Annotated in this window: 26 protein-coding genes; 19 read left to right on the top strand and 7 right to left on the bottom strand. The window is 66.2% G+C overall.

The genetic code is table 11. The annotated features are described in order from the left end of the window. Positions 1-259: 259 nt before the first annotated feature. On the bottom strand, positions 260-751 hold the full coding sequence (locus K369_RS11645; RefSeq protein ID WP_024880449.1) for an SH3 domain-containing protein: 492 nt from the start codon (positions 749-751) through the stop codon (positions 260-262). A 184-nt stretch (positions 752-935) separates the two neighbouring features. Here K369_RS11645 and K369_RS11640 point away from each other — a divergent pair, with 184 nt between their 5' ends. Together K369_RS11640 and K369_RS11635 are read left to right on the top strand one after the other, a co-directional pair. Further along, complete coding sequence (locus tag K369_RS11640) at positions 936-1883, top strand: aspartate carbamoyltransferase catalytic subunit (protein ID WP_036291348.1); 948 nt, start codon at positions 936-938, stop codon at positions 1881-1883. Between the two features lie 36 nt (positions 1884-1919). Further along, positions 1920-2270, top strand: a complete 351-nt coding sequence (locus K369_RS11635; protein ID WP_036291346.1) for a hypothetical protein — start codon at positions 1920-1922, stop codon at positions 2268-2270. Positions 2271-2320: 50 nt separating this feature from the next. On the opposite strand, the gene cysK is transcribed toward K369_RS11635, so the two are convergent. Next, positions 2321-3310, bottom strand: a complete 990-nt coding sequence (cysK, locus tag K369_RS11630) for a cysteine synthase A (RefSeq protein WP_036291343.1) — start codon at positions 3308-3310, stop codon at positions 2321-2323. Between the two features lie 48 nt (positions 3311-3358). After that, a complete protein-coding gene (locus K369_RS11625) occupies positions 3359-3871 on the bottom strand; it encodes an Lrp/AsnC family transcriptional regulator (protein ID WP_024880444.1) in 513 nt (170 codons plus the stop codon). 372 nt (positions 3872-4243) lie between these two features. Here K369_RS11625 and K369_RS11620 point away from each other — a divergent pair, with 372 nt between their 5' ends. The 7 genes from K369_RS11620 (at position 4244) to K369_RS11590 (ending at position 11452) form a co-directional block, all read left to right on the top strand. Beyond that, positions 4244-4705 carry an Rrf2 family transcriptional regulator gene (locus K369_RS11620; RefSeq protein WP_036291341.1) on the top strand — a complete coding sequence of 154 codons (462 nt, stop codon included), beginning with the start codon at positions 4244-4246 and terminating at the stop codon, positions 4703-4705. A gap of 225 nt (positions 4706-4930) precedes the next feature. Further along, positions 4931-5653: a protein-L-isoaspartate O-methyltransferase gene (locus tag K369_RS11615; RefSeq protein WP_051949228.1), complete on the top strand. Its 723-nt coding sequence runs from the start codon at positions 4931-4933 to the stop codon at positions 5651-5653. A gap of 142 nt (positions 5654-5795) precedes the next feature. Further along, on the top strand, positions 5796-7220 hold the full coding sequence (locus tag K369_RS11610; protein WP_036291339.1) for a TolC family outer membrane protein: 1425 nt from the start codon (positions 5796-5798) through the stop codon (positions 7218-7220). A gap of 197 nt (positions 7221-7417) precedes the next feature. Continuing rightward, positions 7418-8164, top strand: a complete 747-nt coding sequence (locus tag K369_RS11605) for a PopZ family protein (RefSeq protein ID WP_210165050.1) — start codon at positions 7418-7420, stop codon at positions 8162-8164. Between the two features lie 65 nt (positions 8165-8229). After that, positions 8230-8562 (top strand): septum formation initiator family protein, encoded by a 333-nt coding sequence (locus K369_RS11600; RefSeq protein WP_036294953.1) that lies wholly within the window; start codon positions 8230-8232, stop codon positions 8560-8562. A 148-nt stretch (positions 8563-8710) separates the two neighbouring features. Beyond that, entirely contained in the window at positions 8711-9748 is a 1038-nt protein-coding gene (gene pdhA, locus K369_RS11595) for a pyruvate dehydrogenase (acetyl-transferring) E1 component subunit alpha (protein WP_036291338.1), read from the top strand. Between the two features lie 270 nt (positions 9749-10018). Next, on the top strand, positions 10019-11452 hold the full coding sequence (locus K369_RS11590; protein WP_036291335.1) for a pyruvate dehydrogenase complex E1 component subunit beta: 1434 nt from the start codon (positions 10019-10021) through the stop codon (positions 11450-11452). On the opposite strand, the gene K369_RS11585 is transcribed toward K369_RS11590, so the two are convergent. Further along, positions 11441-11884 carry a DUF29 domain-containing protein gene (locus tag K369_RS11585; protein ID WP_036291333.1) on the bottom strand — a complete coding sequence of 148 codons (444 nt, stop codon included), beginning with the start codon at positions 11882-11884 and terminating at the stop codon, positions 11441-11443. The genes K369_RS11590 and K369_RS11585 overlap by 12 nt on opposite strands. Positions 11885-11987: 103 nt before the next feature. On the opposite strand from K369_RS11585, the gene K369_RS11580 reads away from it, so the two are divergent. The 4 genes from K369_RS11580 (at position 11988) to K369_RS11565 (ending at position 16693) form a co-directional block, all read left to right on the top strand. Then, complete coding sequence (locus K369_RS11580; RefSeq protein WP_198033107.1) at positions 11988-12947, top strand: 2-oxo acid dehydrogenase subunit E2; 960 nt, start codon at positions 11988-11990, stop codon at positions 12945-12947. Between the two features lie 252 nt (positions 12948-13199). Beyond that, positions 13200-13538 (top strand): hypothetical protein, encoded by a 339-nt coding sequence (locus tag K369_RS11575; protein WP_156967861.1) that lies wholly within the window; start codon positions 13200-13202, stop codon positions 13536-13538. 105 nt (positions 13539-13643) lie between these two features. Then, complete coding sequence (locus K369_RS11570; protein WP_036291330.1) at positions 13644-14381, top strand: hypothetical protein; 738 nt, start codon at positions 13644-13646, stop codon at positions 14379-14381. Positions 14382-14446: 65 nt separating this feature from the next. Then, on the top strand, positions 14447-16693 hold the full coding sequence (locus K369_RS11565; RefSeq protein ID WP_036291329.1) for a primosomal protein N': 2247 nt from the start codon (positions 14447-14449) through the stop codon (positions 16691-16693). 186 nt (positions 16694-16879) lie between these two features. On the opposite strand, the gene K369_RS11560 is transcribed toward K369_RS11565, so the two are convergent. After that, positions 16880-18169 (bottom strand): type II toxin-antitoxin system HipA family toxin, encoded by a 1290-nt coding sequence (locus tag K369_RS11560; RefSeq protein ID WP_036291327.1) that lies wholly within the window; start codon positions 18167-18169, stop codon positions 16880-16882. Continuing rightward, complete coding sequence (locus K369_RS11555) at positions 18159-18497, bottom strand: helix-turn-helix transcriptional regulator (RefSeq protein ID WP_036291325.1); 339 nt, start codon at positions 18495-18497, stop codon at positions 18159-18161. Before K369_RS11555 ends, K369_RS11560 begins: the two co-directional genes overlap by 11 nt. 366 nt (positions 18498-18863) lie before the next feature. Between K369_RS11555 and hemC the strand changes: the two genes are divergently transcribed. The 6 genes from hemC to K369_RS11525 all read left to right on the top strand — a co-directional run bounded on the left by hemC (position 18864) and on the right by K369_RS11525 (position 23920). Beyond that, complete coding sequence (hemC, locus tag K369_RS11550; protein ID WP_036291324.1) at positions 18864-19790, top strand: hydroxymethylbilane synthase; 927 nt, start codon at positions 18864-18866, stop codon at positions 19788-19790. Next, on the top strand, positions 19787-20488 hold the full coding sequence (locus tag K369_RS11545) for a uroporphyrinogen-III synthase (protein ID WP_036291323.1): 702 nt from the start codon (positions 19787-19789) through the stop codon (positions 20486-20488). Before hemC ends, K369_RS11545 begins: the two co-directional genes overlap by 4 nt. A 92-nt stretch (positions 20489-20580) precedes the next feature. Continuing rightward, positions 20581-21336, top strand: coding sequence for a phytochelatin synthase family protein (locus tag K369_RS11540; protein WP_036294947.1), 756 nt, complete (start codon positions 20581-20583; stop codon positions 21334-21336). Between the two features lie 11 nt (positions 21337-21347). Continuing rightward, entirely contained in the window at positions 21348-23018 is a 1671-nt protein-coding gene (gene ggt, locus K369_RS11535; RefSeq protein WP_036294943.1) for a gamma-glutamyltransferase, read from the top strand. A gap of 26 nt (positions 23019-23044) precedes the next feature. After that, positions 23045-23476, top strand: a complete 432-nt coding sequence (locus K369_RS11530) for a YeeE/YedE family protein (RefSeq protein ID WP_036291321.1) — start codon at positions 23045-23047, stop codon at positions 23474-23476. A gap of 3 nt (positions 23477-23479) precedes the next feature. Continuing rightward, positions 23480-23920: a DUF6691 family protein gene (locus tag K369_RS11525; protein ID WP_036291320.1), complete on the top strand. Its 441-nt coding sequence runs from the start codon at positions 23480-23482 to the stop codon at positions 23918-23920. Here K369_RS11525 and K369_RS24645 read toward each other — a convergent pair. Then, a complete protein-coding gene (locus K369_RS24645) occupies positions 23895-26315 on the bottom strand; it encodes a glycosyltransferase (RefSeq protein WP_051949225.1) in 2421 nt (806 codons plus the stop codon). The genes K369_RS11525 and K369_RS24645 overlap by 26 nt on opposite strands. Between the last annotated feature and the right edge of the window lie 2 nt (positions 26316-26317).

The following is a 26317-nucleotide window of genomic DNA, read 5'->3' as shown; positions in this document are numbered from 1 at the left end:
ATAAGTCGGTCGATCAAAATCTCCTTCGGGCGCCGCCCGACGGAGGCTTATTTTGTAGCTTAAGTGTCATGGCGGGATTGAGCAACCCTCGCCAATCACTCTTAGCGCTACAGATATGCTCGCACTGAGCATATGTCAATCGGCTCGAGGGCGCGTGAGCGGGCGTCGTCCACTATGGTCTTTTGAGAGCATACGCGCGAGAAAAAGCCCGGGGCCGTCGGGCGCGGCCGCGGGCTGTCTCGTCGCGGGGGAAATCTCTTTAGCGGGCGAAGACGGCGCCCTTCCGCTTCAGATAATTGCGGTCGACATAGCCGGACTTGCCCTCATAGGTGACTTTGCACCAGCTGGTCATCCAGCCCTTTTGGCAGGCGGATGCGGCGACCTTCTGGCCCGGCGGGATCTTGGCGACGACCTTCCAGTTTCCGCCGGGGCCGGAGCGCACGGCCGTGGTGTCGCGGGTGACGAGCGGCGCGACGACGACATTCTTCATCGTCGGCTCCAGCGTGTTGGCGGCGACGAAGCCGCGCTTGCCCTTGTAGCGGATCTGACACCAATCGTGTTTCCAGCCCGGCCCGCAATTGTCGAGCCGGATTTTGGCGCCGGCCGGGATTTGGGCGATGACCGGCCAGCGCGCGCCGGGACCGGAGCGCATGTTGGAGAAATCCGTGGCGACGGTGGTCGCCGCCATGGCCGTGGCGGCGCAGAGGGAGAGGGCCGCCGCGAGGAGCGGCGAGCCGAGCCGAATGTGCATGGCGATCTCCTGTTTCGTGAAAAATTCAGGGAAAGAGCGTCTCTGAGACGGGCAAAGGCGAGAACTCTTTTTCATCCCCTTTGGTTCCGCCGTCGCTTTCGAGCGATCGTCTCGAGGATTTCTCAACCATGAGCGCGCGGCGGGAAGGCTGGCCAGCGCGCGGGAAACTGTTATAGACGGCGGCATGCCGCAAAAACTGCATCCCGCCTTCCCGCATCGCCATCTGCTCGGCATAGAGGGGCTGTCGCGCATCGACATTCTCACTCTGCTCGATATGGCGGAGGAGGCGATCGAGGTTTCCCGCCAGGTGGAGAAGAAGCGCGCCACGCTGCGCGGCCGCACCCAGGTCAATCTCTTCTACGAATCCTCCACCCGCACGCAGGCTTCATTCGAGATCGCAGGCAAAAGGCTCGGCGCTGACGTCATGAACATGTCGGTCGCCAATTCCTCGGAGAAGAAGGGCGAGACGCTGCTCGACACGGCGATGACGCTCAACGCCATGCGGCCGGATATTTTGGTGGTGCGTCACGCCCGCGCCGGCGCCGTGCATCTTCTGGCGCGCAAGGTGGATTGCGCCGTGGTCAACGCCGGCGACGGCGCCCATGAGCATCCGACGCAAGCGCTGCTGGACGCTTTGACGATCCGCCGCCACAAGGGCCGCATCGAGGGGCTCACGGTGGCGATCTGCGGCGATGTTCTGCATTCGCGCGTCGCGCGCTCCAACATTATTCTTTTGAGCGCGTTGGGCGCGCGGCTGCGCGCGGTCGGTCCCTCTACTCTCGCGCCCGATTCGCTGTCGCGGCTCGGCGTCGAAGTGTTCCACGACATGCCGACGGGACTCGCCGGCGCGGACATAGTGATGATGCTGAGGCTGCAGCGCGAGCGCATGAATGGCGCTTTTGTGCCGAGCAGCCGCGAATATTTCCATTTCTTCGGTCTCGACGAGGAGAAGCTCGCCTATGCCGCGCCCGATGCGCTGGTGATGCATCCGGGGCCGATGAATCGCGGCGTCGAGATCGACTCGAGCGTGGCCGACGGCCCCCGCTCGCTCATCAGGGATCAGGTGGAAATGGGCGTCGCCGTGCGCATGGCGGTGCTGGAGGCGCTCGCGCAGCATCTGCCGAATGTGTAGTATGCGCGTGTTTCGTCGATCCCAGAGGGGCGCCGCATGGTCTTGGTCGTTCGCCTGATCACATTGTTTTTCGAAGGCCTGCTGCAGCAGTTCATCAATGGCGTCGGCGTCGTCGCCTTGATGGTCGCGCTCGCGATCGGCTTTTTTCGCCTCTCCTGGTGGAAGAGCGTGCTGATTCTCACCTTCATCTTCGGCTTTGGAGTCGAATATCTCTTCGAAGGCTGGATCAAATTCTCCGATAAGGCGGAGAGCGCGAGCGAGCGCTGGCCGTGGATGCTGCTGATTTATTTCTTCATCGTCTTCGTCGCCTATTGGACGGGCCGCTTCGGCCGCCGCCATTTGGAGCGCCGCGGCAAGGCCGCTCCGCAAAAGCCTCATACGCATTGAATAAAAATCGGGCGATCCGAGCCGATGCGGCCCGGATCGCCGAGATCGGATCAGACGCCTTCGAACAGCGCGGTCGAGAGATAGCGCTCGGCGAAGTCGGGGATGATCAGCACGATATTCTTGCCTTCCGCCTCCGGGCGCGCGGCGATCTCGAGCGCGGCCGCGACGGCGGCGCCGGACGAGATGCCGACCGGAATGCCTTCGAATTTGGCGAGCTGGCGCGCGGTGTCGAAGGCCGTCTGATTGCCGATGGTGATGATCTCGTCGATGACCGTGCGGTCGAGGATCGGCGGCACGAAGCCCGGGCCGATGCCCTGAATCTTATGCGGTCCCGGCGGACGGCCGGAGAGCACGGCCGAATCCTCGGGCTCCACGGCGACGACCTTGAGACCCGGGCGGCGCGGCTTCAGCACCTGGCCGACGCCGGTGATGGTGCCGCCCGTGCCGACGCCGGAGACGAAGTAATCGACCTCGCCTTTGGTGTCGTTCCAGATTTCCTCGGCAGTGGTGAGGCGATGGATCTCGGGATTGGCCGGATTCTCGAATTGCTGCGGAATGACTGCGTCGGGATTTTCGGCGGCGAGCTCGGTGGCCTTGGCGACGGCGCCCTTCATGCCCTGCGCGGCGGGCGTCAGCACCAGCTCGGCGCCGAGCACGGCGAGAATGCGCCGACGCTCGATCGACATGGATTCCGGCATCACCAGAATGAGGCGATAGCCGCGCGCGGCGGCGACGAAGGCGAGCGCTATGCCGGTGTTGCCGGAGGTCGGCTCGATGAGCAGATTGCGGCCCGGGGCGATGCGGCCGCTCTTCTCCAGCGAATCGATGAGATTGACGCCGATGCGGTCTTTCACGCTGGCGAGCGGATTGAAGAATTCGAGCTTGCCGAGAAGATTGGCTTTGACGCCCTTCTCTTTGGCGAGACGGTCGAAACGCACCAGCGGCGTGTCGCCGAGGGTCTGCGTGATCGAATCATAAATGCGGCCGCGCCCCGGTTTTTCCGAACGGACGTAAATAGGCGCCGATACTGCCTCTGACATGAGTTGCTCCTGGAATTGTGTTGGTCGCTGACGCGCTTGCCGCAGAGCTTATCCTGCAACGGCCTCTTCGGCCACCCGGCGCGCGCGGGGAAAAGCGATGGGCGGGGCGGTTTCCAGCGGCAGAGCGGTCGTCGCCTTGATCCGCTCCATGGCGAAGCGCGACACGACATTGCGCAAAGGCGCGACCGCGATCAGACGCTTGTAGAATTCGTCGAAGGCCACCATGTCGGACACGACGACGCGCAGCATGTAATCGACGTCGCCGGCCATGCGATAGAACTCCACCACCTCCGGCATGGCCGCGACGGCGCCGGTGAAGCGGTCGAGCCAGGCGTCCGAATGCTCGCCGGCCACGATGGAGACATAGACGCTGAGGCCGAGGCCGAGCTTCTCGGGCGAGAGCAGGGCGACCCGGCCCTGCAGAACGCCGCTCGCCTCCAGCCGCTGAATGCGCTTCCAGCAGGGGGTTTGCGACAGCCCGACCTGCGCCGCTATGTCGGCGATGGAGAGGGAGGCGTCCTCCTGAAGTATCGAAAGAATGTGGCGGTCGATGGCGTCCATGGCGCGTCCCGTGGCTTTCGAGAATGATTTTCCTATAGTCCACAAAAATACTATAACATGTCAAGGTAAGAAGTTGCGCTCGAGCCGGATGGGTCGGGCTGTGACGCCAGCGTTACCAATCCCGCTCCCCGCCGCGAAATTGGCGCGTGGAGGGCGGTGCGGCCGGCGAAAGGCCGTTCGGCTGCGGTTTTTCGATGTGTTTTATAGGCTGTAGAAGAAAACCATCATTCGGCTCCGTGCGGCTGGATCCCGGGCGAGCGGGCCGCCAGTGGACAATAACCGCGCAATGGCGCCATTTTACTGTAGAATCCGTTCGCCGGAGAAAAAATAACCCCTGACGCCGGCGAGGCGGATGCGAGGAGACGCCGCTCGATGTTGACCAAGAAAGCGAAATACGGATTGAAGGCGATGGTCTATCTGGCCGGCTTCGAGCCGGGGCGGACGGCGCTCGTCACCGATATCGCCGCGGCGAATCAAATCCCCAAGAAATTTCTCGACGCCATCCTCGGCGAGCTGCGCAACGCCGGCTTCGTCCATTCCAAGAAGGGCAAGGGCGGCGGCTACACGCTGGCCCGCTCGCCGCAGGAGATACGTGTCGGGAACGTCATAAGGGTGCTCGACGGGCCGCTGGCGCCGATCCAATGCGCCAGCCGCACGGTCTATCGTCGCTGCGACGATTGCGAGAACGAGGCCCGCTGCACCGTGCGGCTGCTGATGCTGGAAGCCCGCGACGCCATCGCCAATGTGCTGGACAATCGCACGCTGGCGCAGATGCGCGCGCTCTCCGAGAGCGATCCCGCCGGCGCTCTGCTCGGCGAGCTCGAGCGGAATTGAGGGGAAGGCGCCGGGCCGCCATGGACATGGGCGCGGCGCGAACCTATAAAGCGCACGGCCGAGCTCTTGCAGCGCGGCGAAGCGAATGCGTTCGGCGAGAGGAGCCGGCCCGTCCGAACGCCTTCTTTGGAATTTTGGCGTCTTTCATGAGGCGGGGCGCCCGCGGCGGACCGGCGGCCGTCGTCGAGACCCCCCGCGAGAGGCCGGCGCGACGCCGGAAGGTCGATGGCCGAAGCTGCTGAGCTCCACGCACAGACGAATTCGCAACATGGCGCGGCGACCGCGACCCTGCGCCAGACGATGGTCGAGCGGCAGCTGCGCACATTCGATGTGACGGACCTGCCGCTGCTGCGGCGCTTCCTCACCGTGCCGCGCGAGCTCTTCCTGCCGCATGATCTCGCCCCGCTCGCCTATTCCGATCTCGCGCTGACGCTCGAGAACGAAAATGGCCGTCCCGGCCGGGCGCTGCTGCCGCCGCTGGTGCTCGCCCGCCTGCTGCAGGAGGCGGGCATTCGCGAGACGGATCGCGTGCTCGACGTCGCCGGCGGCGCTTTCTACTCCTCGGCGCTGCTGTCGCCGCTGGCGCGCGAGATCGTCGCCCTCGAGGACGACGCCCGCCTCACGGCGACGGCGCGCTCCTATCTGCAATTCATCGGCGCGGCCAATGTGCGCGTCGAGACCGGGCCGCTCGCGGCCGGCGCTCCCGCCGCCGCGCCCTTCGACGTCATCATCGTGCAGGGCGCGGTCGAGGCGGGCCTCGATCGTCTCTTCGAGCAGCTCACCCCCGATGGCCGCCTGCTCGCCATCGCCAAGGCGGAGCCGGACTCCGGCTGGGCCGTCACCCGTTTCGATCGCTCCGGCGGCGCCCCGGCCGGCGCGCGCGCTCTGTTCGACGCTTCCGCGCCCGTTCTGGAGGGCTTTGAAAAAGCGCCGGGTTTCGTGTTCTGAGGGCGAGCGTTCCAAAGCCTTCGTCGTTTCGGCTTGGAATCGCCCTGTTTCGAGCGTCGTGTTCCGTGAGTAGGCCGTAGGGCTCGCCCCGCGCTCTCGTCGAGCGCCGGGCGCGCTTTGTTCCAGAGCGGGTCTTTGTGGAATGCGTATCGTCGAATTGCGTCCGTCTTCCTGGCTCGGGCTGTGGCTTTTCGCCCTCGGCCTCGCGGCTCCGTCCGCCGCCGGCGCGGAGACGCTGAAGGAGGCGCTGGCGCGCGCCTATCACGGCAATCCCGATATGAATCAGCAGCGCGCCAATGTGCGCGCCAAGGACGAGGACGCGCCCAAGGCCGCCGCCGGAATGCGTCCCAAGGCCAGCATTTCGGCGAGCGCCGGGCCGCAGAACTCCAACATCAAGATTCCGGCCGGCCGCAGCCAGCAGACCGGCCAGCGCACCTATATGTATGACGAATACGTCGGCTATCCGCGCGGCGCGACGCTGAGCCTCTCGCAGACGCTCTATGACGGCGGCCGCACCGGCAATTCCGTGCGTCAGGCCGAATCTGGCGTCTACGCCGCGCGCGAGGGGATGCGCCTCACCGAGCAGGCGACGCTGCAGAATGGCGCCGCCGCCTATATGAATGTTCTGCGCGACACGGCGGTGCTCGATCTGCGCAAGAACAATGTCGCCGTGCTGGAGCAGCAGCTCGAGCGCACGCGCGACCGATTCGCAGTGGGCGAGGTGACGCGCACCGACGTCGCCCAGGCCGAATCGACTCTCGCTCAGGCGCGCACCGAGCTCTACGGCGCGCAAGGGCAACTGAAGACCAGCGTCGCCACTTATCGCCAGATCATCGGCGCCGAGGCGAAAAATCTGCAGCCGGCGCAATCGGTCGAATCGCTGCTGCCGAAATCGCTCGATCAGGCGATCGCCGTCGCCATCGTCGAGCATCCTGGCGTCGTCGCCGCGCAGCATCAGGTGGATGTCGCCGCTTCGGCGGTGAAGGTGGCGGAAGGCGCGCTGGCGCCGACTCTCTCGGTCGCCGCGCAGCTCTCGCAGCAATATGATTCCTTTCTGGGATCGCCCCAGACTCGGCAATTCTCCGCCGGCGCGAGCGGACGGCTCGACGTGCCGATCTATCAGGGCGGCTCCGAATACGCGTCGATTCGCCAGGCCAAGGAGCAATTGGGCCAGGCGCGCTTCAACGCCGATCTGCAGCGCGACAGCGTGCGCGCGAGCGTCGTCTCCAGCTATGCGCAGCTCGACACCGCGCGCGCTTCGATTCTCTCCGGCCGAGCCGCTGTCAAGGCGGCGGAAATCGCTCTGCGCGGCGTGCGCGAGGAGGCGCAGGTCGGACAGCGCACCACGCTCGATGTGCTCAATGCGCAATATGCGCTGCTCAATGCGCGCGTCTCGCTCATCATCGCGCAGCGTGATCGCGTCGTCGCGTCTTACGCGGCGCTCGGCTCCATAGGGCGCCTCTCGGCCGACAGCTTGCAGCTCGATGTCGTCGCTTATGATCCGACGACGCATTTCGAGCAGGTGCGCGGCATGTGGATCGGCGTCGACACGCCCGGCGAGCGCTGAGCGCCGCGCGATAAGGCCACGCTGCGTAAAAAATCGTGTGCAAACTCCCTTACGCACAACCCCTGTGGTTTTACCAAAGGGGGGAATCATCCGATGATGCGACTCGACGCTCGAAGTGAGCGGACAAGAATAGCGCGCGGCGATGATATTGCGGAGCCGTCGCCGCGAGACGGGAAGCAGCACATCTCATGAGCGCAGTGAACGCTTCGATCACCGCGCCGGCGCTCGACGCCGAGCGCCGGTCGCACGAGCCGTCGATGGAGGAGATCCTCGCATCGATCCGGCGCATCATCGCCGACGACGACGCTTTGCCGGCCGCGAGGCGCGACAAGGAGAAGCGCCCGGCCGAGCCGTCGCAGCGCGAGGAGGCGCGGCTCGCGCCTGCCCCCGCCTTGCGCGCGCCCGTGGCCGCTCGTCCCGCGGCCCCTGCGCCGATCGCCGTCGCACCCGTTCCGGTTCCCGAGGTCGAGCCCGCCAAGCCAGCCGATTTCTGGCTGCGGCCGTCCGCCGCTCCGGAAGCGGAAGCCGCGCCGGCTCCCGAATCGGCGGATCAGAGCCGCTGGTCCGAGGGCACGGCGGAGGAGGTCGTCGACGAAAAGCTCGACGAGCCTGTCGTCGCTGCGGCCGAGGAGCCCTATGTGGAAGACATAGCGGAGGAGCCGGTCGAGGAGCAGATGATCGCGAGCATCGAGCCGAGCCCGGCCGAGCCGGCCAATGACAGCGATCCGACGCCGCTCGTCTCGACCGACGCGGCCATGTCGATCGGCGCGCATTTCCAGGCGCTGGCGGCGAGCATCGTCATCAGCGAGGCCGATCTCATCGAGCGCTATGCGCAGGACATGCTGCGGCCCATGCTGAAGCAATGGCTCGACGACAATCTTCCGCATCTCGTCGAGCGCCTCGTGCGCGCGGAGATCGAGCGGGTGGCGCGCGGACGGCGCTGACCGCCCGATTCGGCGAGACCCAGGCCGTTAACGGCGCTTATACAATGTTCGCGCAAAGTGGCGGCATGTTCGCTCGTCATGTTCTGCGCTCTTTCGTGATCCCCCTGCTGCTCTACGGAGCGGCGGGGCTCGTGGCGAGCTATTTCGTCTGGCACGGCGTCAACGGCCAGCGCGGGCTCAAGACCGGCGTCGAATATGAGCAGCGCATCGCCGAGCTGCGCGCCGAGCTCGGCGGGCTGAAGGCCGAGCGCGCTCAATGGGAGCGTAAGCTCGCGCTGGTGCGCGGCGACGTCGTCGACGCCGATATTCTGGACGAGGAGGCGCGTCTGGTGCTCGGCCGCGCGCATCGCAACGACATTGTGATTCTGACGCCCCCCGCGCCGCCCGCGCGCCGCTGAGGACAGCGCCGCGAGACCGCTCGTTTTCGTCTCGCGCTCGAGCTATTCTGCCGAAGGCGGAGCCCTCGCGCGATGCGGGAGGGACGAGGGCTCGCTCACGCCTCACACGCTCCCAGATAATGTCCAACGACGACGAGGACGGGCGGCCATGCCGGCAGCGGACAGAAACGCGAAATTCGCCGATGTGGCAGGCGCCGCCGAGGGCGCGCAGGCCGAGGGCGGCATTCTGGCCTTCACGCGCGATCAGGAGCTTTCCGCCTATCGGGCGATGCTGCTGATCCGGCGCTTCGAGGAGAAGGCCGGCCAAATGTACGGCATGGGCCTCGTCGGCGGCTTCTGCCATCTCTACATCGGCCAGGAGGCGGTGGTCGTCGGCGCGCGAATGTCGGCGAAATCCACAGATCAATTCATCACCGGCTATCGCGACCACGGCCATATGCTCGCCTGCGGCATGGAGCCGAGGCGCGTGATGGCGGAGCTCACCGGGCGGCGGGGCGGCTATTCCAAGGGGAAGGGCGGCTCCATGCATATGTTTTCGCGCGAGAAGAATTTTTATGGCGGCCATGGCATCGTCGGCGCGCCGGCCCCGCTCGGCGTCGGCCTCGCTTTCGCCGATCTCTATCGCGGCGACGGCTCCGTCTCGCTGACCTTTTTCGGCGACGGCGCCGCCAATCAGGGCCAAGTCTATGAGAGCTTCAACATGGCGGAGCTCTGGAAGCTGCCCATCGTCTTCATCGTCGAGAATAATCGCTACGCCATGGGGACATCGGTGGAGCGTTCCTCGGCGCAGTCGAATTTTTCGATGCGCGGCACGGCCTTCAACATTCCCGGCCGGCAGATCGACGGCATGGATGTGCGCGCCGTCGCCGCCGCGGCGCGCGAGGCGCTCGACTGGTGCCGCGCCGGCAAGGGGCCTTTCCTCATCGAGGCGCAGACCTATCGCTATCGCGGCCATTCCATGTCCGATCCGGCGAAATATCGCTCCAAGGAAGAAGTTCAGCGCGTGCGCGAGGAGCATGATCCGATCGAGCAGGTGCGCGCCCGGCTGCTGGCCGGCGGAGCGAGCGAGGACGAGCTGAAGCAGATCGACGCCGCCGTGCGCCGCATCGTCTCCGAGGCGGCGGATTTCGCGACCAATGATCCAGAGCCCGATCCGAGCGAATTGTGGACGGATGTGGTTCTATGAGGGAAGGGCGGGCTCATCGCGCTCTTCTCCTTCTCCCACTCGTGGGAGAAGGTGGCCCTCGCGTCAGCGAGGGTCGGATGAGGGCTCGCTGTTTTTCTGCTCCTTCGAGACTTACGGCCCGAGGCGGTTGTTGCGGCGATAGCCCTCATCCGACCCGGCCAAAGCCCGTCATTTGCGACGGGCGTCCTCACGGACGCCCTATGGCCGGGCCACCTTCTCCCACAAGTGGGAGAAGGGAGCGCGCGCCCTCTTTATTGTGCGGATAAATCCATGACCGTGAATGTCCTCATGCCCGCGCTGTCGCCCACGATGGAGCAGGGCAAGCTCGCCAAATGGCTCAAGAACGAAGGCGACAAGGTCAAGGCCGGCGATGTCATCGCCGAGATCGAGACCGACAAGGCGACGATGGAGGTGGAGGCCGTGGACGAGGGCGTGCTCGCCCGCATCCTCGTGCCGGGCGGCGCCGAGAATGTCGCCGTCAACACGCCTATCGCCGTCATCGCCGAGGAGGGCGAGGAGGTCGGCTCCTTGGAGGCGCCGCCTTCGACGCCGGCTGCCCCCGTCGAGGCCGCGGCGCCAGCGCCTGCGAAGGCGCCAGATATTCCGGCCTCCGCTCCGCAGGAGGGGGCCGCCGCCGTCCCCGCCGCGCCGGCCGCGACTGTGGCCGAGTCCGCCGCTCCTTCGCCTGCCCTCGCTATCCCCGAAATTCCCGCCGATACGACGCTCATCCCCATGACCATGCGCGAAGCTCTGCGCGACGCCATGGCGGAGGAGATGCGGCGCGACCCCAATGTCTTCGTCATCGGCGAGGAGGTCGCGGAATATCAGGGGGCCTATAAGGTCACGCAGGGCCTGCTGCAGGAGTTCGGACCGCGCCGCGTCGTCGACACGCCGATCACTGAATATGGCTTCGCCGGCCTCGCCGTCGGCGCTGCCTTCGCCGGGCTGCGGCCGATCTGCGAGTTCATGACCTTCAATTTCGCCATGCAGGCGATCGATCACATCGTCAATTCCGCGGCCAAGACGCTTTATATGTCCGGCGGGCAGATCAATTGCCCCATCGTCTTTCGCGGCCCCAATGGCGCCGCCGCCCGCGTCGCCGCGCAGCACAGCCAGGATTATGCGGCTTGGTTCTCGCAAGTGCCGGGGCTGAAGGTCGTCGCCCCCTCCAACGCCTCCGACGCCAAGGGGCTCTTGAAGAGCGCCATTCGCGATCCCAACCCGGTGGTTTTCCTCGAGAATGAGATTCTCTACGGCAAGCAATGGGACACGCCCATGCTCGAGGATTTCCTCATTCCCATCGGCAAGGCGCGCATCGCGCGACCGGGAACGGATGTGACGCTGGTCTCCTTCTCCATCGGCGTCGCCCATTGTCTCGCCGCCGCCGAGGCGCTGGCCAAGGAGGGGATAGAGGCCGAGGTCGTCGATCTGCGCACGCTGCGGCCGATGGATGTTCCCGCCATCATCGAATCGGTGCGGAAGACCGGCCGCTGCGTCGCCGTGGAGGAGGGCTGGCCGCAATGCGGCATAGGCGCGGAGATCGCCGCCCGCGTGCAGGAGGAGGCCTTCGATTATCTCGACGCGCCGGTGCTGCGTGTCGCCGGCAAGGACGTGCCCATGCCCTATGCCGCCAATCTCGAGAAGCTGGCTCTGCCTTCCGTCGCCGAGGTGATCGCGGCGGCGAAGGCGACGCTATATCGCTGAGGGCCAGAAATCTTCGGCCATCATTTCCGCGAAGCTCCATGGGCAGGCGTCGGGGAAGGCGGATTTCGGCAGCCCGGTCTCCAGCATGGCGCCGAGAACGGCGTCGCCATAGGCTTTTGCGACCATAGGGGCGATCAGGGGCTTCAGGCTCGGATTGTCCTCGAGATGATCGGCGAGCTCATGCCTCTGCACGGTGATCGACACTTCCCAGCTCGCGCTTCGCTTCAGCGGCTGGAAGCGCCACTCGAGCAAATGGAGAATCAGCACCTTGAGCCGGCTGGCCAGCTCGCGCTTCTCGGTCTTGCCCATGCTCTCGATTTCCTGCGCGATATGCTCGATGTCCGCTTGCGCGAGCTTGCCGGCGCGCAGAAGCGCCGCCTGTTCCTCGGCCCAGGCGTAGAAGTCGCTGTCATAGAGCCGGCTCGTAGGCATTGGTCGCTCCTCTTCGATCGACGCCGCCGCTGTCGACATTATGCTAAGAATATACCGCCAAAGTCGCGCCGCCAAAGTCGGCGAGAGCAATGAGGGCATCACAATGAATGTCGCGGCTCGTGTTTCGGACGGTGACGGACGCATCTTCGCTTCGCCCTTGGCGCGCAGGCTGGCCAAGGAAGGCGGGCTCGATCTTTCCGCGCTGAAGGGCTCCGGCCCGCATGGCCGCATCATAGAGCGCGATGTGAAATCGGCGCTCGGCTCCGGCGCGCGGCCCGTGGCCGCGGCGTCTTCCGCTCCAATGATCGAGGCGCCGGCCGGAATGTCGGACGGCGTTGTGCGCCAGCTCTTCGCGCCGGGCTCCTTCACCGAGGTTCCGCATGATTCGATGCGCAAGGCGATCGCGCGGCGCATGGTCGAGGCGGTGCGCAGCATTCCGCATTTCGCGCTGCAGACCGATTGCGAGATCGACGCGCTGCTGCGTCTGCGCGAGGATTACAATAGCGCCGCGCCCAAGGGCGCGAATGGCGAGCCCGAGTGGAAGGTCTCGGTCAATGACATTATCGTCAAGGCCATGGCGCTGGCGCTCCAACATGTTCCCGACGCCAATGTCACCTTCACGCAGACGGCGATGCTGAAGCACAAATCTTCCGATGTCGGCGTCGCCGTCTCCATTCCGGGCGGGCTGGTGACGCCCATCGTGCGCAACGCCGAGGCTAAGAATTTCCGCGAGATCGCGACCGAGCTGAAGGATTTGGCGCGGCGCGCGCGCGAGCGCAAGCTGAAGCCCAATGAATATGAGGGTGGAACCACCGCCGTCTCCAATCTCGGAATGTTCGGCGTCAAGAATTTCGCCGCCGTGATCAATCCGCCGCATGCGACGATTCTCGCCGTCGGCGCCGGCGAGGAGCGCATCATCGCCAGAAATGGCGCGCCCGCTGTGGCGACGATCATGAGCGTCACCCTCTCGGTCGATCATCGCGCCGTCGATGGCGCGCTGGGCGCGACCCTGCTCGCCGAATTCAAGCGGCTGATCGAGCATCCCGCCGCCATGCTCGTCTGAGCGGCGATCCCTGGGCGCGGCGCGCGAGCAGCCGCGCCGCCAATCTCCGTAATAGCGCGTATAACATAACGCGAATATTTCACGAATCTCACATGAGCCTCGCATAACCTTCGCGTAACACGATTTTTTCCAAAAATTCCTTCGACGATACGCTCTCCCGTCAGGACGGTGACAGACGTTCATCCTATGATGGCGCGTTCAGTCATCGTCGACGCTCGGATCATGAGAGATTTGCGCGAAGGAGATTTCGAGATGGATCATATTTCGCGTGACGCTCATAAGAGCTGGCGCGACCTGTCGCTCTATCTGCCGGTCCGCGCGCGGATGCGTCCCCTTCTTCGGCGCAAGGCGCAATCCCTCGCTCACACCGGCGAGCTCCCGCCCGACTGCATCGTCACCTCTATTTTCGAGACCGGCGAATCGGTGATGTGCGTCACGCAATTCGTCTTTGGCGGCGGCGCGCGCCACACGCTCATCGCGCCGCTCGCGCAACTCGCATTCGACCGCAGCGGACCGCTGTCGAAGGAGATCGACCTTTTGCGCGCCCGGCCCGCGCACGCCCCGGGGCGTCGGCCCGCGCCGATTTCTTAACGCTTCGTTCATGGGCTCGTGCGCGCGAGCACAGAAATCCCGCGCGCGCTCCCGCAATATCTCAGCGTTCGAGACGAACGAGAGATATTGCGACGGAGCATTGCGATGACCGATATTGCCAAGAACCTTTTCGATTTTCTCAAGAGCGTGGCCCTGGTGACGGCGATCGGCGGGCCGAGCGCCGCCGCCGGGGCCTTCGTCTATCAGCGGCCCGACTCGGCGCTGATGCTGCTCTCCAAGGTGCAGTCGGTCGAGATCGGCGATTTCAAGCTCGCGCTCGGGCAAAAGGCTTTCGAGATCAATCCCGATCTCGGCGCGAAAAAGAATTCCACGGATGATCTCGTCGCCCGCGCGCGCAACCTCGGGCCGCGCGAGGTGGAGCGGCTGCTCCATCTTCTCCCGCTCGACGCCGCCGGCATGGACAAGCTCGGCGCCGATCCGATCAAATGCGACTATGAAAAAGCCGATGCGCGAACGCGCCTCTTCGCCGTCATCGACAAATCGCTGGAAGAGAAAAATCTGATCGAGATCACGCGGCGCGATGAGCTGATCGATCAAAAAACCCATGAGATCTATGGCCGTCCGAGCGCCTGCTATCGTGTCGTTGTCACCGCGCTCGGCGCCGATGTGAAGTCGATGATCGTCTCCGAATTGACCCGCTATTTCACCAGCGAGCTGGATGTGGGAGCGCCTCCCGCCGCCGCCAAGCCCGCGAACGACAAGCCCGCGAACGTGATGCCCGCGATCGACAAGCCGGCGCTCAATAAGCCGGTGAGCGAGCGGAGCCGGACGAAATTCGCCCAGCCCCGCCGCGATACGGCGGAACGGATCGCCGCCCGCTGAGCGCTCCGCGAAAATCATGCGTGAAGCGGTTCCCAACGCGCTCGAAAACGCTCTAAGACAGCGCCATGAGCGGCGAGGCGGACAGGAGCGAAGGGGCGCAGATCGTCGAGATCCTGCTGCCGGTGGCCGTCGATATGGCCTATTCCTATTACGCGCCGCCGGCGCTGCGGCTTTCGCCGGGAGATTGCGTCGAGGTCCCGCTGGCGACGCGCAAATCCTTCGGCGTCGTCTGGTCGGTCGCGCCGGCGGGCGGCGCCGGGCCGGGCAATCTCAAATCCGTCATCGCCAAATATGACCGGCCGCCGCTGGGCGAGACATTGCGCGGCTTTGTCGATTGGGTGGCGCGCTGGACCTTGGCGCCGCGCGGCATGGCGCTGCGCCTCGCCACCCGCGCGGTGGAGGAGGCGGCGCCGGAGACGCCCCGCGTCGGCTATCGGCTCGCCGGCCCGCCGCCCGAGCGCATGACGGCGGCGCGCGCCCGCGTCATCGCGGCGGCGGAGGGCGGCCTCACTTTCTCCAAGGGCGAGCTCGCTCGCGCCGCGGCCTGCTCCAATGGCGTCGTGGACGCGCTGGTCGACGCCGGCGCGCTCGAGGCCGTCGCTCTGCCGCCGGAGCCCGTCGCCGCGGCGCTGGATCCTGATTTCGCGCGCGCGCCGCTGGAGGCCGAGCAGCTCGCGGGCGCCGAGGCGCTGACGTGCGCCGTGGAGCAGGGCGGCTATCGGCCCTTTCTGCTGGAGGGCGTCACCGGCGCCGGCAAGACGGAGGTCTATTTCGAGGCCGTCGCCGCGGCTCTGCGCGCCGGAGGGCAGGCGCTGGTCTTGATGCCGGAGATCGCGCTCACCGCGCAATTTCTCGAGCGTTTCGCCGCGCGCTTCGGGGCCAAGCCCGCCGAATGGCATTCCGGCGTCTCCGAGCGCAAGCGCGCGCGGCTGTGGCGCGGCGTCGCCCTGGGCGAGGTGAAGGTGGTGGCCGGCGCGCGCTCGGCGCTGTTCCTGCCCTTCTCGAATTTGCGGCTCATCGTCGTCGATGAGGAGCATGAGGCCGCCTATAAGCAGGAGGATGGCGTCGCCTATCACGCCCGCGACATGGCGGTGGTGCGCGCGCGGCTCGAGGGCGCGACCATCGTGCTCGCCTCGGCGACGCCCTCCATCGAATCGCGCGTAAATGCGCAGAGCGGCCGCTATGGCTATTTGCGCCTCACCGCCCGCGCCAACGCGAGGCCCATGCCGCGCATAGAGGCGATCGACATGCGCGCCAATGGGCCGGAGCGGGGACGCTGGCTCGCGCCGCGCCTGGTGGCGGAGGCGCAGGAGACGATCGCGCGCGGCGAGCAGGTTCTGTTCTTCCTCAATCGACGCGGCTATGCGCCGCTCACTCTCTGCCGCAGCTGCGGCCATCGCTTCCGCTGCGAGAATTGCGACGCCTGGCTGGTGGAGCATCGCTTTCGCCGCGCGCTGGTCTGCCATCATTGCGGCCATGTCGAGCGCCGCCCGCACATCTGCCCGGAATGCGAGGCGGAGGATTCGCTCACCGCCTGCGGGCCGGGCGTCGAGCGGCTCGCCGAAGAGGCGGCGATCCTCTTTCCCGACGCCCGCACTCTGGTGCTCTCCTCGGATTTTCCCGGCGGGCAGGAGCGCTTGCGCCGCGAGCTCGCCGAGATCGCGGCGGGCGCTTTCGATATTGTCATCGGCACGCAATTGGTGGCGAAGGGGCATAATTTCCCCTTCCTCACTCTGGTCGGCGTGGTGGACGCCGACAGCGGGCTCGGCAGCGGCGATCCCCGCGCCGCCGAGCGCACGTTTCAGCTGCTGAACCAGGTGACCGGCCGCGCCGGCCGCGGCGAGAAGCCCGGCCGCGCGCTGATCCAGAGCTGGCAGGCCGACCACCCGGTCATTCGCGCCATTCTCTCCGGCGAGGCGGAGGCGTTCTACGCGCAGGAGACTCGATTGCGCGAGCGCGCCGGCCTGCCGCCCTTCGGACGCCTCGCGGCGCTCATCGTCTCGGCCAAGGACGCCGGCGCCGCCGAGACCCATGCGCGCGCTCTGGCGCGGGCGGGGCATTCGCTGCCCTCCACCGATCGCTATCGCGTCGCCCCGGCCGGCGGCCTGCCGGAGGCGGATGAGATCGTCGTGCTCGGCCCGGCCGAGGCGCCCATCTCGCTCATTCGCGGGCGCTATCGTTTCCGCCTGCTGGTGAAGGCGCCCAAAAGCGCCGATCTGCAGGCCTATCTGCGCGCCATGCTGGCGGCGGCGCCCAAGGAGCGCGGCGGCGTGCGCGTGGCGGTGGATGTCGATCCGCAGAGCTTTTGGTGATGTAGGAAATCAATGCCCCGTCCTGAGGCGCTTTTTGCGGAACGCAAAAAGCCTCGAAGGAGGCTCCAGCACGCGGCATGACCCTTCGAGACGCCTGCTGCGCAGGCTCCTCGGGGCGAGGGACTGTTGTCGAGCCCACGCATCGCTGGCGATCCTATGCGCCCGCGTGGGCGCGCCGGACGCATGCTAGACATCGCATTCCAGCGCGGCAATCGCCTGCGGCGCATCCTCGAAAGCATAAGGATTGAGGAAGGTTCGCCGCCACAGCTGTTTGCGATCGATCGAGGAAAGCTCGGCCTCTTCGGCGATTTCACCGAATTTCGCATAGACCCCTCTGATCTGCGCTTCGATGAGCTCGCTCGCAGCCTTCGCGCTCAACTGGAACTGCGGCGCAGCCAACAGGCAGACCGCAAGCGTGCTGGCGCTGTGCTCGCCGATGATCCGCATAGCCTGATTGGCCTCGCGCCCGGTGCGGCGTTGCGGGCAGATGTCGTAGGCAGGCGTCAGGGACAGCTTCTTGCCATCCCAGAACGCGGCATGATTGCGCGCGTGATCGTCGTTATTGCCGCAGAGCACATTGAACGCCATCCGGCCGAACAGTTCGCGCAAGCTCGCCTTTGGCGTCGTAAACCTCGTGCGAATGATCTGCGCCAACTCCTCGTAGGACGCATAGCGCCCAGTCATCTCATCGAGCCCGAGCATGGTCAGCGCCGACACCATCGATTTGCGCTCCCAGCCCGCCGGCGTCCGGACGCGATCGAAGCGCTCGATCAGCAACACGTCCTTACCCGCCGATTTTTCAAGCCGCACCGGCGCAACCGTCAGTCCCAGATGTTCGGCGAGGCGCATGGCGATGAATTCGGCTTTCACGACATTGATCAGATCGTTGCTCGATGAGAATTTCGCGATGAATTTCGCCTCGGGGGCGTCGATCGCCGCTTTCGGGCGCGCGCCGCCGAGACTGGTGCCATGGAACAGCGCGCATTCCAGCTCAGGGGTTACGGGAGCGCCGCTTTCCACGCGTTCGGCGATCGATTGAAGTTCTTCCAGCGTCGCGACCGCGCCCGTGCGCGCCTCGAACGTTTTGGCGGAAGTCTGAAAATCGAGAGCGCCTATCCGGTCCGAACCCGATTGCAGCATATAGCTCAGCTCATCGAGCGTATCGACGTCGATGTTGCCGCCCTTTGCGCCAAATAACCGATTGATGACGACGCGACGGCCCCAGGCGTCGGGCGATCCGTCCCGTAAGCACCCTGCGATGGTCAGCATGCCGTTGGGAAAAATGGCGCCACGCCTCAGCGGCAATTCCGGGTCATAAATCGCGATGGCGTTGTTCCGCTGCAAATAGGACTGGCCGTAGTTGAAGACATATCGATCGTCCTCTCGTTCGATGAGGCCGGCGACCACCGGATCGACCGCACCCGGCAGCCAGATCCACACATATGCTTCTTTCGGCGCGGCCTTCTTAGAAGTCATCCTTCACCGATTTTTCCTTCGGGCGCGCGGAGCGTGGGAGCAGCGTCAGCTTTTGCGCCAACATGTCGTTGCTGATGGTCATGGTGGCGCGATCGAGATCGAACAGCCGAATTCCGACCAGCGACGCCACTTCGAATGCAGCGCCGATCGAACAGCCGGGATCGCCTTGCTCGATCCGCCGCAACAGCCCCCGCGAAACACCCGCGCGCTCAGCCAGTTCGCTGATCGTCTCCTTGCGCCCAATCCGGCTTTCGCGGATCAGGCGACCGAGATAGGTCACTGCCTCTGAGGCGTAGCGAGAGGTGGCCCGGTGCACAGGCTTGGGCATTCGATGATCCATTAACGAGACTCAACGGCATCCTACGGCCGTTTTATGGATCATGTGCCCGCAAAAAGGGAAGAGTCAATAAGTGATCTATAAATAGATCATTAAGTTGCTTAGTGCTCTGTTTATGGCCCTCTTGCACCCTCCGCACAGCTTGAGCCGGGAGCCTCGACCGTTAACGCCAGTTGAGGTGCGGTTCCGCAGTACTATGCGCGCGCAACGTTCCCGGAGGTCTGCGCATGTCGTGGCGACGCCGCGAGGTCGATGCGGACGTCCTTCGGTCGACCGCTGCCGTGAGTTCCCGCCCGCTTGTAGCCCGCCGGCTTTTCCCTATAGTCCGCCTCGACAATTCCCACGGCGGACGAGGCTATGACGACCACACAATTGCGCATCGGCACACGCGGCAGCCCTCTCGCTCTGGCGCAGACGCGGCAGCTGCGGGCCTTGCTGGCCGCGGCGCTCGGCCTCGAGGCGGAGACGCTGCCGATCGAGGTCATCCGCACCACGGGGGACATGATCCAGGACCGGCCGCTCTCGGAATCGGGCGGCAAGGGGCTGTTCACCAAGGAGCTGGACGTCGCCCTCATCGAGGGGCGCATCGATCTCGCCGTGCATTCCTCCAAGGATTTGCCGACGCATCTGCCGCCTCAGATCGCCATCGCCGGCTATCTCCCGCGCGAGGATGTGCGCGACGCCTGGATCGGCCGCAATGGCGCGACGCTGGACGCGCTGCCCGAGGGCGCGGTGGTGGGCACGGCCTCGCTGCGGCGCGGCGCGCAGGTGAAGCGGCTGCGGCCGGATGTCTCCATCGTGCTGCTGCGCGGCAATGTCGAGACCAGGCTGCGCAAGGTGGAGAGCGGCGAGGTGGACGGCACGCTGCTGGCGCTCGCCGGGCTCAAGCGGCTCGGCCTCGAGCGCCACGCCACCGCCATTCTGCCGATAGAGGATTTTCTTCCTGCCGCCGGGCAGGGCGCCATCGCCGTCACCAAGCGCGCCGGCGACGGCAAGGTTCGCGAGGCTCTGGCCGCCATTCTCGATCCGGCGACCGCCGCCGCTCTCGCCGCCGAGCGCGCCTTTCTCACCGTGCTGGACGGCTCCTGCCGCACGCCCATCGCCGCCCATGGGAAGCTCATCGGCGAGGAAATCGAGTTTCATGGCCTGGCGCTGCGCGCGGATGGCTCTGCGGTCTATGAGGCGCGCCGGCGCGGGCCGGCCATAGACGCAGCGCTGATCGGCGACGCCGCCGCCAATGAGATTTTGCTGCGTCTGCCCAATGGAGTCGCGGGTCTCACATGAGGCGCGTTCTCGTCACGCGGGCGAGAGAGGACGCCGAGCGCACGGCGGAAGAATTGCGGCGGCGCGGCTTTGCGCCGCTGATCGCGCCGGTTCTGGAGATCGCCGCCACAGGCGCGCCGATCCCGGCCGAGCGCTTCGATGCGGTTCTCGCGACCAGCGCCCGCGCGATTCAATTCGCCGAAGGGCTCGCGGCGCTGCGCGCGCCGTTTTTCGTCGTCGGCGCCAAGACGGCGTCGGCGCTGTCCGCGCGCGGCGCGCGGGTGGAGGCGAGCGCGCTCGATGTGGCGGCGCTGACTCGTCTGCTCGGCGCGCGCTTTTCGGCGCCAGCGCGTTTTCTCTATCTCGCCGGCCATGATCGCAAGGACGATCTCGAGAGCTTTTTGCGCGCGCGCGGCCATGCGGCGACAGTGGTGGAGACCTATGAGGCGCGCGCCACCTCTGCTCTCGGGGAAGAGGCCTGCGCTGCTCTGGCGGCCGGCGAGCTGGAGTCCGCGCTGCATTATTCGGCGCGCAGCGCATCGATCCTCCTCACTCTGGCGGAGGCCGCCGGCGTCTCAGCCGCGCTCCGCGCGCGCGTCACGCATTTCGCTCTGTCCGAGGATGTCGCGCGCGTGCTGCGCGCCGCCGGCTGCGCCAATGTGCGCGTCGCCGCGACGCCGGATCAGGCGAGCCTATTGGCCGCGCTCGAGGCGCAATAAAGCCGTCTTCGCGGGATGAGAATTGCATGGCGCCGCGCGCGCCTCTAGCTTGTGTCGGCGCGACCTCGACGGTCCGCTTCTCCGAGGATGAAATGACGAAGACGTCGATCTCGCGGCGGCGCCCGACCGCTGTTCTCGCGCTTCTCTTTTGCGCGATCGTCGCCGCAGTCTCGCCGGCGCTGGCGGAGCGGCTGCAGCTTTCGGACAATCTCGTCGATCTGCGCAGCGCGCAGGGGCGCGAATGGTTTCTCGAATCGGAGGCGCGCGAGGCCTATTGGCCGCTCTCCTCGGAATTCGTCACGCAGAAGAACGGCTCCTTCTGCGGCGTCGCCACTCTGGCGATGTTGCTCAACGCGCTCGACATTCCCGCGCCCGCCGGCGGCGAGGGGCAGGGGAGCTTCTCGCAGGACAATCTGTTCAGCGAGAAGACCGAGGCGGTGGTGAAGCAGGAGAGCATTTTGCGCCGGGGCATGACGCTGGACGAGTTCGGCGGCCTCGTCGCCAGCTTCGGCCTCGAGGCCAAGGTCGTGCATGCGGCGCAGAGCTCGCTGGCGGAGTTTCGCGCCAGCGCGATCGAGCAGCTCTCGCGCAAGCGGCGCCATGTCGTCGTCAATTATCAGCGCGCCGCGCTAGGCCAGACGCGCAGCGGGCACATATCGCCGCTCGCCGCCTATGACGCCAAGACGGATCGCTTTCTGCTGCTCGATGTCGCGCGCTACAAATATCCGCCCGTATGGGTCGCCGCGGCCGAGCTCTTCGACGCGATGAGCACGATCGACGCCGGCAATGACGGGCGCAGCCGCGGCTACGTCCTCATCGGCCCGCAGGCGGGAATAGGCGAAAAATGAGCGACGCGCGAATGCGAGCAATTCTCTCCCTCTGCTTTTCCGCTCTCGCCTTCGTCGCCGCAGCCGAGCCGGTCGCGACCGGGCGGCGCGGAATGGTGGTGAGCGAGCATCGTCTCGCCAGCGACATCGGGCTCGACATATTGAAGGCGGGCGGCAACGCCATCGACGCCGCCGTCGCCGTCGGCTATGCGCTGGCCGTCGCGCATCCGTGCTGCGGCAATCTCGGCGGCGGCGGATTTCTGCTGGCGCAGCTGCCGGGGCAGGGCGCGCGCTTCCTGGATTTTCGCGAGACCGCGCCCGCGGCCGCCGGCGCCGATCTCTTTCTCGACGCGAAGGGCGCTGTCGATCCGCAGGCGAGCCGCAGCGGCTATCGCGCCGTGGCGGTTCCCGGAACGGTAATGGGCCTCGAGACCGCTCACGCCAAATATGGCCGCCTGCCGCGCGAGAAAATCATCGCGCCGGCGATCGCGCTCGCCGAGCAGGGGTTTGTTCTCGAGGAGGCCGATATTCGCGTGCTGCGCGCGGCGACGCGGCTGAAGGACAGTCCCGCGGCGGCGAAGATTTTTTCGCGCGCGGACGGCTCGCCTTTGCAGCCGGGCGATCGGCTGATTCAGAGCGATCTCGCGCGTCTGTTGCGGGAGATCGCCGCGCAGGGGCCGCGCGCCTTTTATGAGGGGCGCATTCCGCAGGCGATCGAGCGCGCCTCCCATGCCGAAAATGGCGTGATCGCGGAACAGGATTTCGCGATCTATGAGGTCATGGAGCGCACGCCGATTCATTGCGTCTATCGCGGCTATGATTTCTATTCCGCCGCGCCGCCGAGCTCCGGCGGCGTCGCGCTGTGCGAAATATTGAACATTCTCGAAGGCTATGATCTCGCCGCGCTCGGCTTTCACACGCCGCAATCCTCGCATCTTCTCGTCGAGGCGGAGCGGCGCGCCTTCTTCGATCGCAATAATTCGCTCGGCGATCCTGATTTCGTCGGCAATCCCGTCGCGCGCCTCACCTCGCGTTCCTATGCGGCGGAGCTGCGCGCCGGCATTTCTCCCGATCATGCGACGCGCTCTGTCGATCTCGCGCAAGGCGTCGCGCCGCGCGAGCGTTTGCAGACGACGCATTATTCCATCGTCGACGGCGAGGGCGGCGCGGTCTCCGTCACCTACACGCTCAACGGCTATTTCGGCGCGCAGGTGATGGCGCCGGAGACGGGCGTGCTGCTCAATGACGAGATGGATGATTTTTCCGCCGCGCCCGGCGCCGCCAATGGCTTCGGCCTCGTGCAGGGAAGCGCCAACGCCATAGCGCCCGGCAAGCGGCCGCTCTCGTCAATGTCGCCGACCATTGTGATGAAGGACGGCAAGGTCGCGCTGGTTCTCGGCAGCCCCAATGGGCCGCGCATCATATCGGTGACGCTGCAGACGGCGCTGAATGTCATCGATCATCACATGTCGCTGGCGCAGGCGGTGGCGGCGCCGCGCATCCATCATCAATGGCTGCCGGATATCGTGCTGGCCGAGCCCGGCGCGCTCTCGGAGGAGACGCGCCGGCGGCTCGAGGCGATGGGACATAAAATTGAAGATCACGCGCCCTTCGGCGCATCGGAGGCGATAGAGATCAGCGAAGGCGCGATGACCGGCGTCAATGATCCGCGCTCCGCGGCGGGATCGGCGCGCGGCTATTGAGCCGAGGCGGGGAACGGAGGACGAGAATGCAGATCGATTGGGCCAATTTCACGCCGTGGAGCGCGGCGGCGGGCGGCGTGGCGATCGGGCTCGCGGCGGGCCTCATGATCCTGCTGCTCGGACGCATAGCGGGGATCAGCGGCATTGTCGCCGGGCTGCTGCAGCCCGTGAAGGGCGATGCGGCCTGGCGCCTCGCCTTCGTCCTCGGCCTCGTCGCATCGGCCGCGCTTCTGCGCCTCCTCGGCGCGGCGCAGACGCCGGTCTTCGACATAGGCTATGGCGCGACCATCCTCGCCGGATTGCTCGTCGGCTTCGGCGCGCGGCTCGGCGGTGGCTGCACCAGCGGGCATGGCGTCTGCGGCCTGTCGCGCCTGTCGCCGCGCGCGCTCGCCGCGACCGCCGCCTTCATGACGAGCGGCGCGCTCACTGTTTTCATTCTGCGCCACATAATGGGCTGAGCCATGACGAGATCGACCATAACCGCATTCGCCATCGGCCTGCTGTTCGGCCTCGGCCTCTGCGTCTCCGGCATGAATCTGCCGAGCAAGGTGAAAGGCTTTCTCGACATAGCCGGCGCTTGGGATCCTTCGCTGGCCTTCGTCATGGGCGGCGCCATAGGTGTCGGGCTGATCGCCTTTCGCTTCGCCCGCACCCGCTCGCGCGCGCTGCTCGGCGAGGAGATGCGCCTGCCGACCAGCAAGGCCATAGACGCGCCGCTGCTGCTCGGCTCGGCCGTATTCGGCGTGGGCTGGGGGCTCGGCGGCGTCTGCCCTGGACCGGCGATCGTCGATCTCGCCTTTCTCGATCCGCAGATCATCGTCTTCGTTATCGCCATGCTCGCCGGCATGGCGCTCGAGAAGAGCGCGCGCGGCCTGCTCAGCGGAGCGCGCCGCGGCGCATGATCTCCTTTATGCGCGCGTCGAGCCGTTGCGCGAAAGCGTCCGTCGAGAAGCGCGTTTCGGCCAGCAGGCGCGCCGCCGCGACCTTGGCCTCGCGCGCCGCGCGGTCGTGGAAGACGGCGCGCATCGCCGCGACGGCGCCCGTGTGATCGGGCTCCGCCCAGCGTTGATCGCCGCGCATGCGCGGATATTCGCCGGGGCCGACGGGAACGAGGCGATAGGGCACGAGAAACGCCGTGGAATCGTCGCAAAATTCCATATTGCCGGAATAGGCGGTGGCGATCACCGGCGTCTCCAGCGCCATCGCCTCCAGCATATGATAGCCGAAGCCCTCGGCGCGATGCAGCGAGACATAGCAATCGGCGCCTTCGATCAGCGCCATCTGCTCCGTATCGTCGAGAATGCGGTCGACGAGCGCGATGCGATCGCATTCGGCGACGACATTGCGAATGGAGCGCCATACATCCATCTCGCGCGGCGCGCGCACGCGATCGACGCTATGCGTCTTGATGACGAGCTTGACCTTCGGCTCATGCGGGAAGGCGGCGAGAAAGGCGCGCATCACGCCGAGCGGATTCTTGCGATAGACGCCGGAGAGCGCGTCGCAGGAGGCGAGAAAGACGAATTCATCGTCGCGCGCTATGCCCGCATAGGCGAGCGCGCGCGCCGCCGCGCGACCCTTTTTGCGCACGGCCCGCGCCGATGTGCCGACCGTATGAGTCGGCCGGTGGGCGGCCAGCGTCTCTCTCGTGAAGTCCGAGGCCGACCAGAGCTCGTCGACGAGCGTCAGGCCGAGCATTTGCGCCGGATGCGGCGTCGCCATCTCGAGATAGGGAAAGCCGATGAGCCGTCCCTCCGACCATATGTCCGGCAGATAGGCGATGGCGCTCGGCAGCTCCTCGAGATTGAGATGGAGAATATTGATCTTGGCGCGTCGCAGCGTCGTCGGCAGCGGCGTGGCGTCTTCGCGAATGCTATTGGGATAATCGAGGGTGAAATCGCAGAGCCGCAGCGAATAATCGAGGCGCTCGAGCGCGGCGGCGAGCGCGCGGCAGCTGTCCGCTATGCCGAGCTGCCGGCTGAACGGGCCGATGAGCTGAATGTCGACGCTCTCGCCGCCCGGCGCCGGCAGCGTCGCCGAATGCGCGCGATGGCCGGCGGGCGTGCGCGAACGAAAGCTCTTCTCGCCGAAATCATAGCCTAGAGTCTCGATCGCGGCGCGCCAATGCGCGACATCGACGCCGCCGGCGCCGAAGAGTCGTCGCGACTCTTCCTCGAATGGCGCTGCGCCGGCCTGCGGCGTCAAAAACGCCGCGAGCCAATCCGGCGGAATGAAGCGCAGATAATGGGGCGCGCGGGCGGAAAAGAGCAGCACGGCGAAATAGGCCGCGCGCCGCTCGCTCTCCTGCGCGAGATCTGCGCCGCGCAGATTGGGATGCGCGTCGACAAAGCGCGTCATGAAGAGAGAGAGCGGGAAGCGCGCGTCCGTTTCCTCATGGGAGCGCAGCAGCGCCTCATGCGTCGGCGCGATGAGGCAATCCTCGACATTGAAGGCGGCGGCGCCGTAAGCGGCCCAGCGGAATATCGCCTCGAGCCGCGCATCCGCGCTCGCATCTCGCGGCGTCTGCGCGAAGAGGCGCATGGCGCGGCTCGGCGCGAGGCGATCCTGCGCAGTCGGTCCCTCGTCGAGGAAGGCGATGTCGCCGGCGGAGAGCGGTATGCGCAATGGGCGGCGCGCGCGGCCGTAGAATTCGACATAATGCGCGAGAAACGCCTCGCGATCGGCGATCGAGATCGTCGCGTCGAATTGATCGGCGAGGTCCCATTTGTAGCGATTTTGGTCCAGATAGGCGCAGAGGGTCTCGCCGAGAATGGGCGGTGGGGCGGGGACGGGCGTCGGCGCGAACAGAAGCTCCGTCCGGCGCAGAGGCGAGCGCTCGGCGCGCGCGGCGTCGTCGCCAAAGGCTCCGGCGCGAAAGGCGCTTGCGAAAGTCGTGCGCAGATAATCGTCGCGGCCGAGGCGGCGCGCGAAGAGCGGGCGCTCTTCCGTCGCGGTCAGCTCGAGCGGCGTTTCGGCGAGGGCGCGGACGCCGATCCGCGTCTCGGCGCCGCACAGAAGAACGGGCGGAATTTTGATATCGAAGCCATGGCGGCCGTCGCCGAAGCCATGGGCGGCGAGATCGTCGCGCGGCCGATCCGCCAATTGCTGGGCGACGAAAACGCCATCGGCGAAAATATCGACCAGCACGCGCCGGCCCGCATGGGCGGGACAATAGGCCCAGCCGTGAACGATGCCATCGGCGGCGCCGTCCAGTCGGCCGACGATGTCGAGATCGCCGGTCGGAAGGCCGAGCGAGCGCCGCAGCAGCTTGATCGCATGGCGCTTGGCGACGCCCATGC

The sequence above is a fragment of the Methylosinus sp. PW1 genome (assembly GCF_000745215.1).
Classification (GTDB): domain Bacteria; phylum Pseudomonadota; class Alphaproteobacteria; order Rhizobiales; family Beijerinckiaceae; genus Methylosinus.
Note: the sequence above shows the minus strand (reverse complement) of the source record. Positions and strands in the feature narration are given on the sequence as shown.

What these genes read in the sequence shown, in the direction of transcription:
- K369_RS11565 (WP_036291329.1), top strand. Translation starts at nt 14,447, where the DNA reads ATGAGCGGCGAGGCGGACAGGAGCGAAGGGGCGCAGATCGTCGAGATC.
- K369_RS11645 (WP_024880449.1), bottom strand. Translation starts at nt 751, where the DNA reads ATGCACATTCGGCTCGGCTCGCCGCTCCTCGCGGCGGCCCTCTCCCTC.
- K369_RS11575 (WP_156967861.1), top strand. Translation starts at nt 13,200, where the DNA reads ATGGATCATATTTCGCGTGACGCTCATAAGAGCTGGCGCGACCTGTCG.
- K369_RS11635 (WP_036291346.1), top strand. Translation starts at nt 1,920, where the DNA reads ATGGTCTTGGTCGTTCGCCTGATCACATTGTTTTTCGAAGGCCTGCTG.
- K369_RS11640 (WP_036291348.1), top strand. Translation starts at nt 936, where the DNA reads ATGCCGCAAAAACTGCATCCCGCCTTCCCGCATCGCCATCTGCTCGGC.
- K369_RS11560 (WP_036291327.1), bottom strand. Translation starts at nt 18,169, where the DNA reads ATGACTTCTAAGAAGGCCGCGCCGAAAGAAGCATATGTGTGGATCTGG.
- pdhA (WP_036291338.1), top strand. Translation starts at nt 8,711, where the DNA reads ATGCCGGCAGCGGACAGAAACGCGAAATTCGCCGATGTGGCAGGCGCC.
- K369_RS11625 (WP_024880444.1), bottom strand. Translation starts at nt 3,871, where the DNA reads ATGGACGCCATCGACCGCCACATTCTTTCGATACTTCAGGAGGACGCC.
- K369_RS24645 (WP_051949225.1), bottom strand. Translation starts at nt 26,315, where the DNA reads ATGGGCGTCGCCAAGCGCCATGCGATCAAGCTGCTGCGGCGCTCGCTC.
- K369_RS11590 (WP_036291335.1), top strand. Translation starts at nt 10,019, where the DNA reads ATGACCGTGAATGTCCTCATGCCCGCGCTGTCGCCCACGATGGAGCAG.
- K369_RS11580 (WP_198033107.1), top strand. Translation starts at nt 11,988, where the DNA reads ATGAATGTCGCGGCTCGTGTTTCGGACGGTGACGGACGCATCTTCGCT.
- K369_RS11615 (WP_051949228.1), top strand. Translation starts at nt 4,931, where the DNA reads ATGGCCGAAGCTGCTGAGCTCCACGCACAGACGAATTCGCAACATGGC.
- K369_RS11585 (WP_036291333.1), bottom strand. Translation starts at nt 11,884, where the DNA reads ATGCCTACGAGCCGGCTCTATGACAGCGACTTCTACGCCTGGGCCGAG.
- K369_RS11530 (WP_036291321.1), top strand. Translation starts at nt 23,045, where the DNA reads ATGCAGATCGATTGGGCCAATTTCACGCCGTGGAGCGCGGCGGCGGGC.
- cysK (WP_036291343.1), bottom strand. Translation starts at nt 3,310, where the DNA reads ATGTCAGAGGCAGTATCGGCGCCTATTTACGTCCGTTCGGAAAAACCG.
- K369_RS11545 (WP_036291323.1), top strand. Translation starts at nt 19,787, where the DNA reads ATGAGGCGCGTTCTCGTCACGCGGGCGAGAGAGGACGCCGAGCGCACG.
- ggt (WP_036294943.1), top strand. Translation starts at nt 21,348, where the DNA reads ATGCGAGCAATTCTCTCCCTCTGCTTTTCCGCTCTCGCCTTCGTCGCC.
- K369_RS11555 (WP_036291325.1), bottom strand. Translation starts at nt 18,497, where the DNA reads ATGCCCAAGCCTGTGCACCGGGCCACCTCTCGCTACGCCTCAGAGGCA.
- K369_RS11620 (WP_036291341.1), top strand. Translation starts at nt 4,244, where the DNA reads ATGTTGACCAAGAAAGCGAAATACGGATTGAAGGCGATGGTCTATCTG.
- K369_RS11610 (WP_036291339.1), top strand. Translation starts at nt 5,796, where the DNA reads ATGCGTATCGTCGAATTGCGTCCGTCTTCCTGGCTCGGGCTGTGGCTT.
- K369_RS11600 (WP_036294953.1), top strand. Translation starts at nt 8,230, where the DNA reads ATGTTCGCTCGTCATGTTCTGCGCTCTTTCGTGATCCCCCTGCTGCTC.
- K369_RS11525 (WP_036291320.1), top strand. Translation starts at nt 23,480, where the DNA reads ATGACGAGATCGACCATAACCGCATTCGCCATCGGCCTGCTGTTCGGC.
- K369_RS11570 (WP_036291330.1), top strand. Translation starts at nt 13,644, where the DNA reads ATGACCGATATTGCCAAGAACCTTTTCGATTTTCTCAAGAGCGTGGCC.
- hemC (WP_036291324.1), top strand. Translation starts at nt 18,864, where the DNA reads ATGACGACCACACAATTGCGCATCGGCACACGCGGCAGCCCTCTCGCT.
- K369_RS11540 (WP_036294947.1), top strand. Translation starts at nt 20,581, where the DNA reads ATGACGAAGACGTCGATCTCGCGGCGGCGCCCGACCGCTGTTCTCGCG.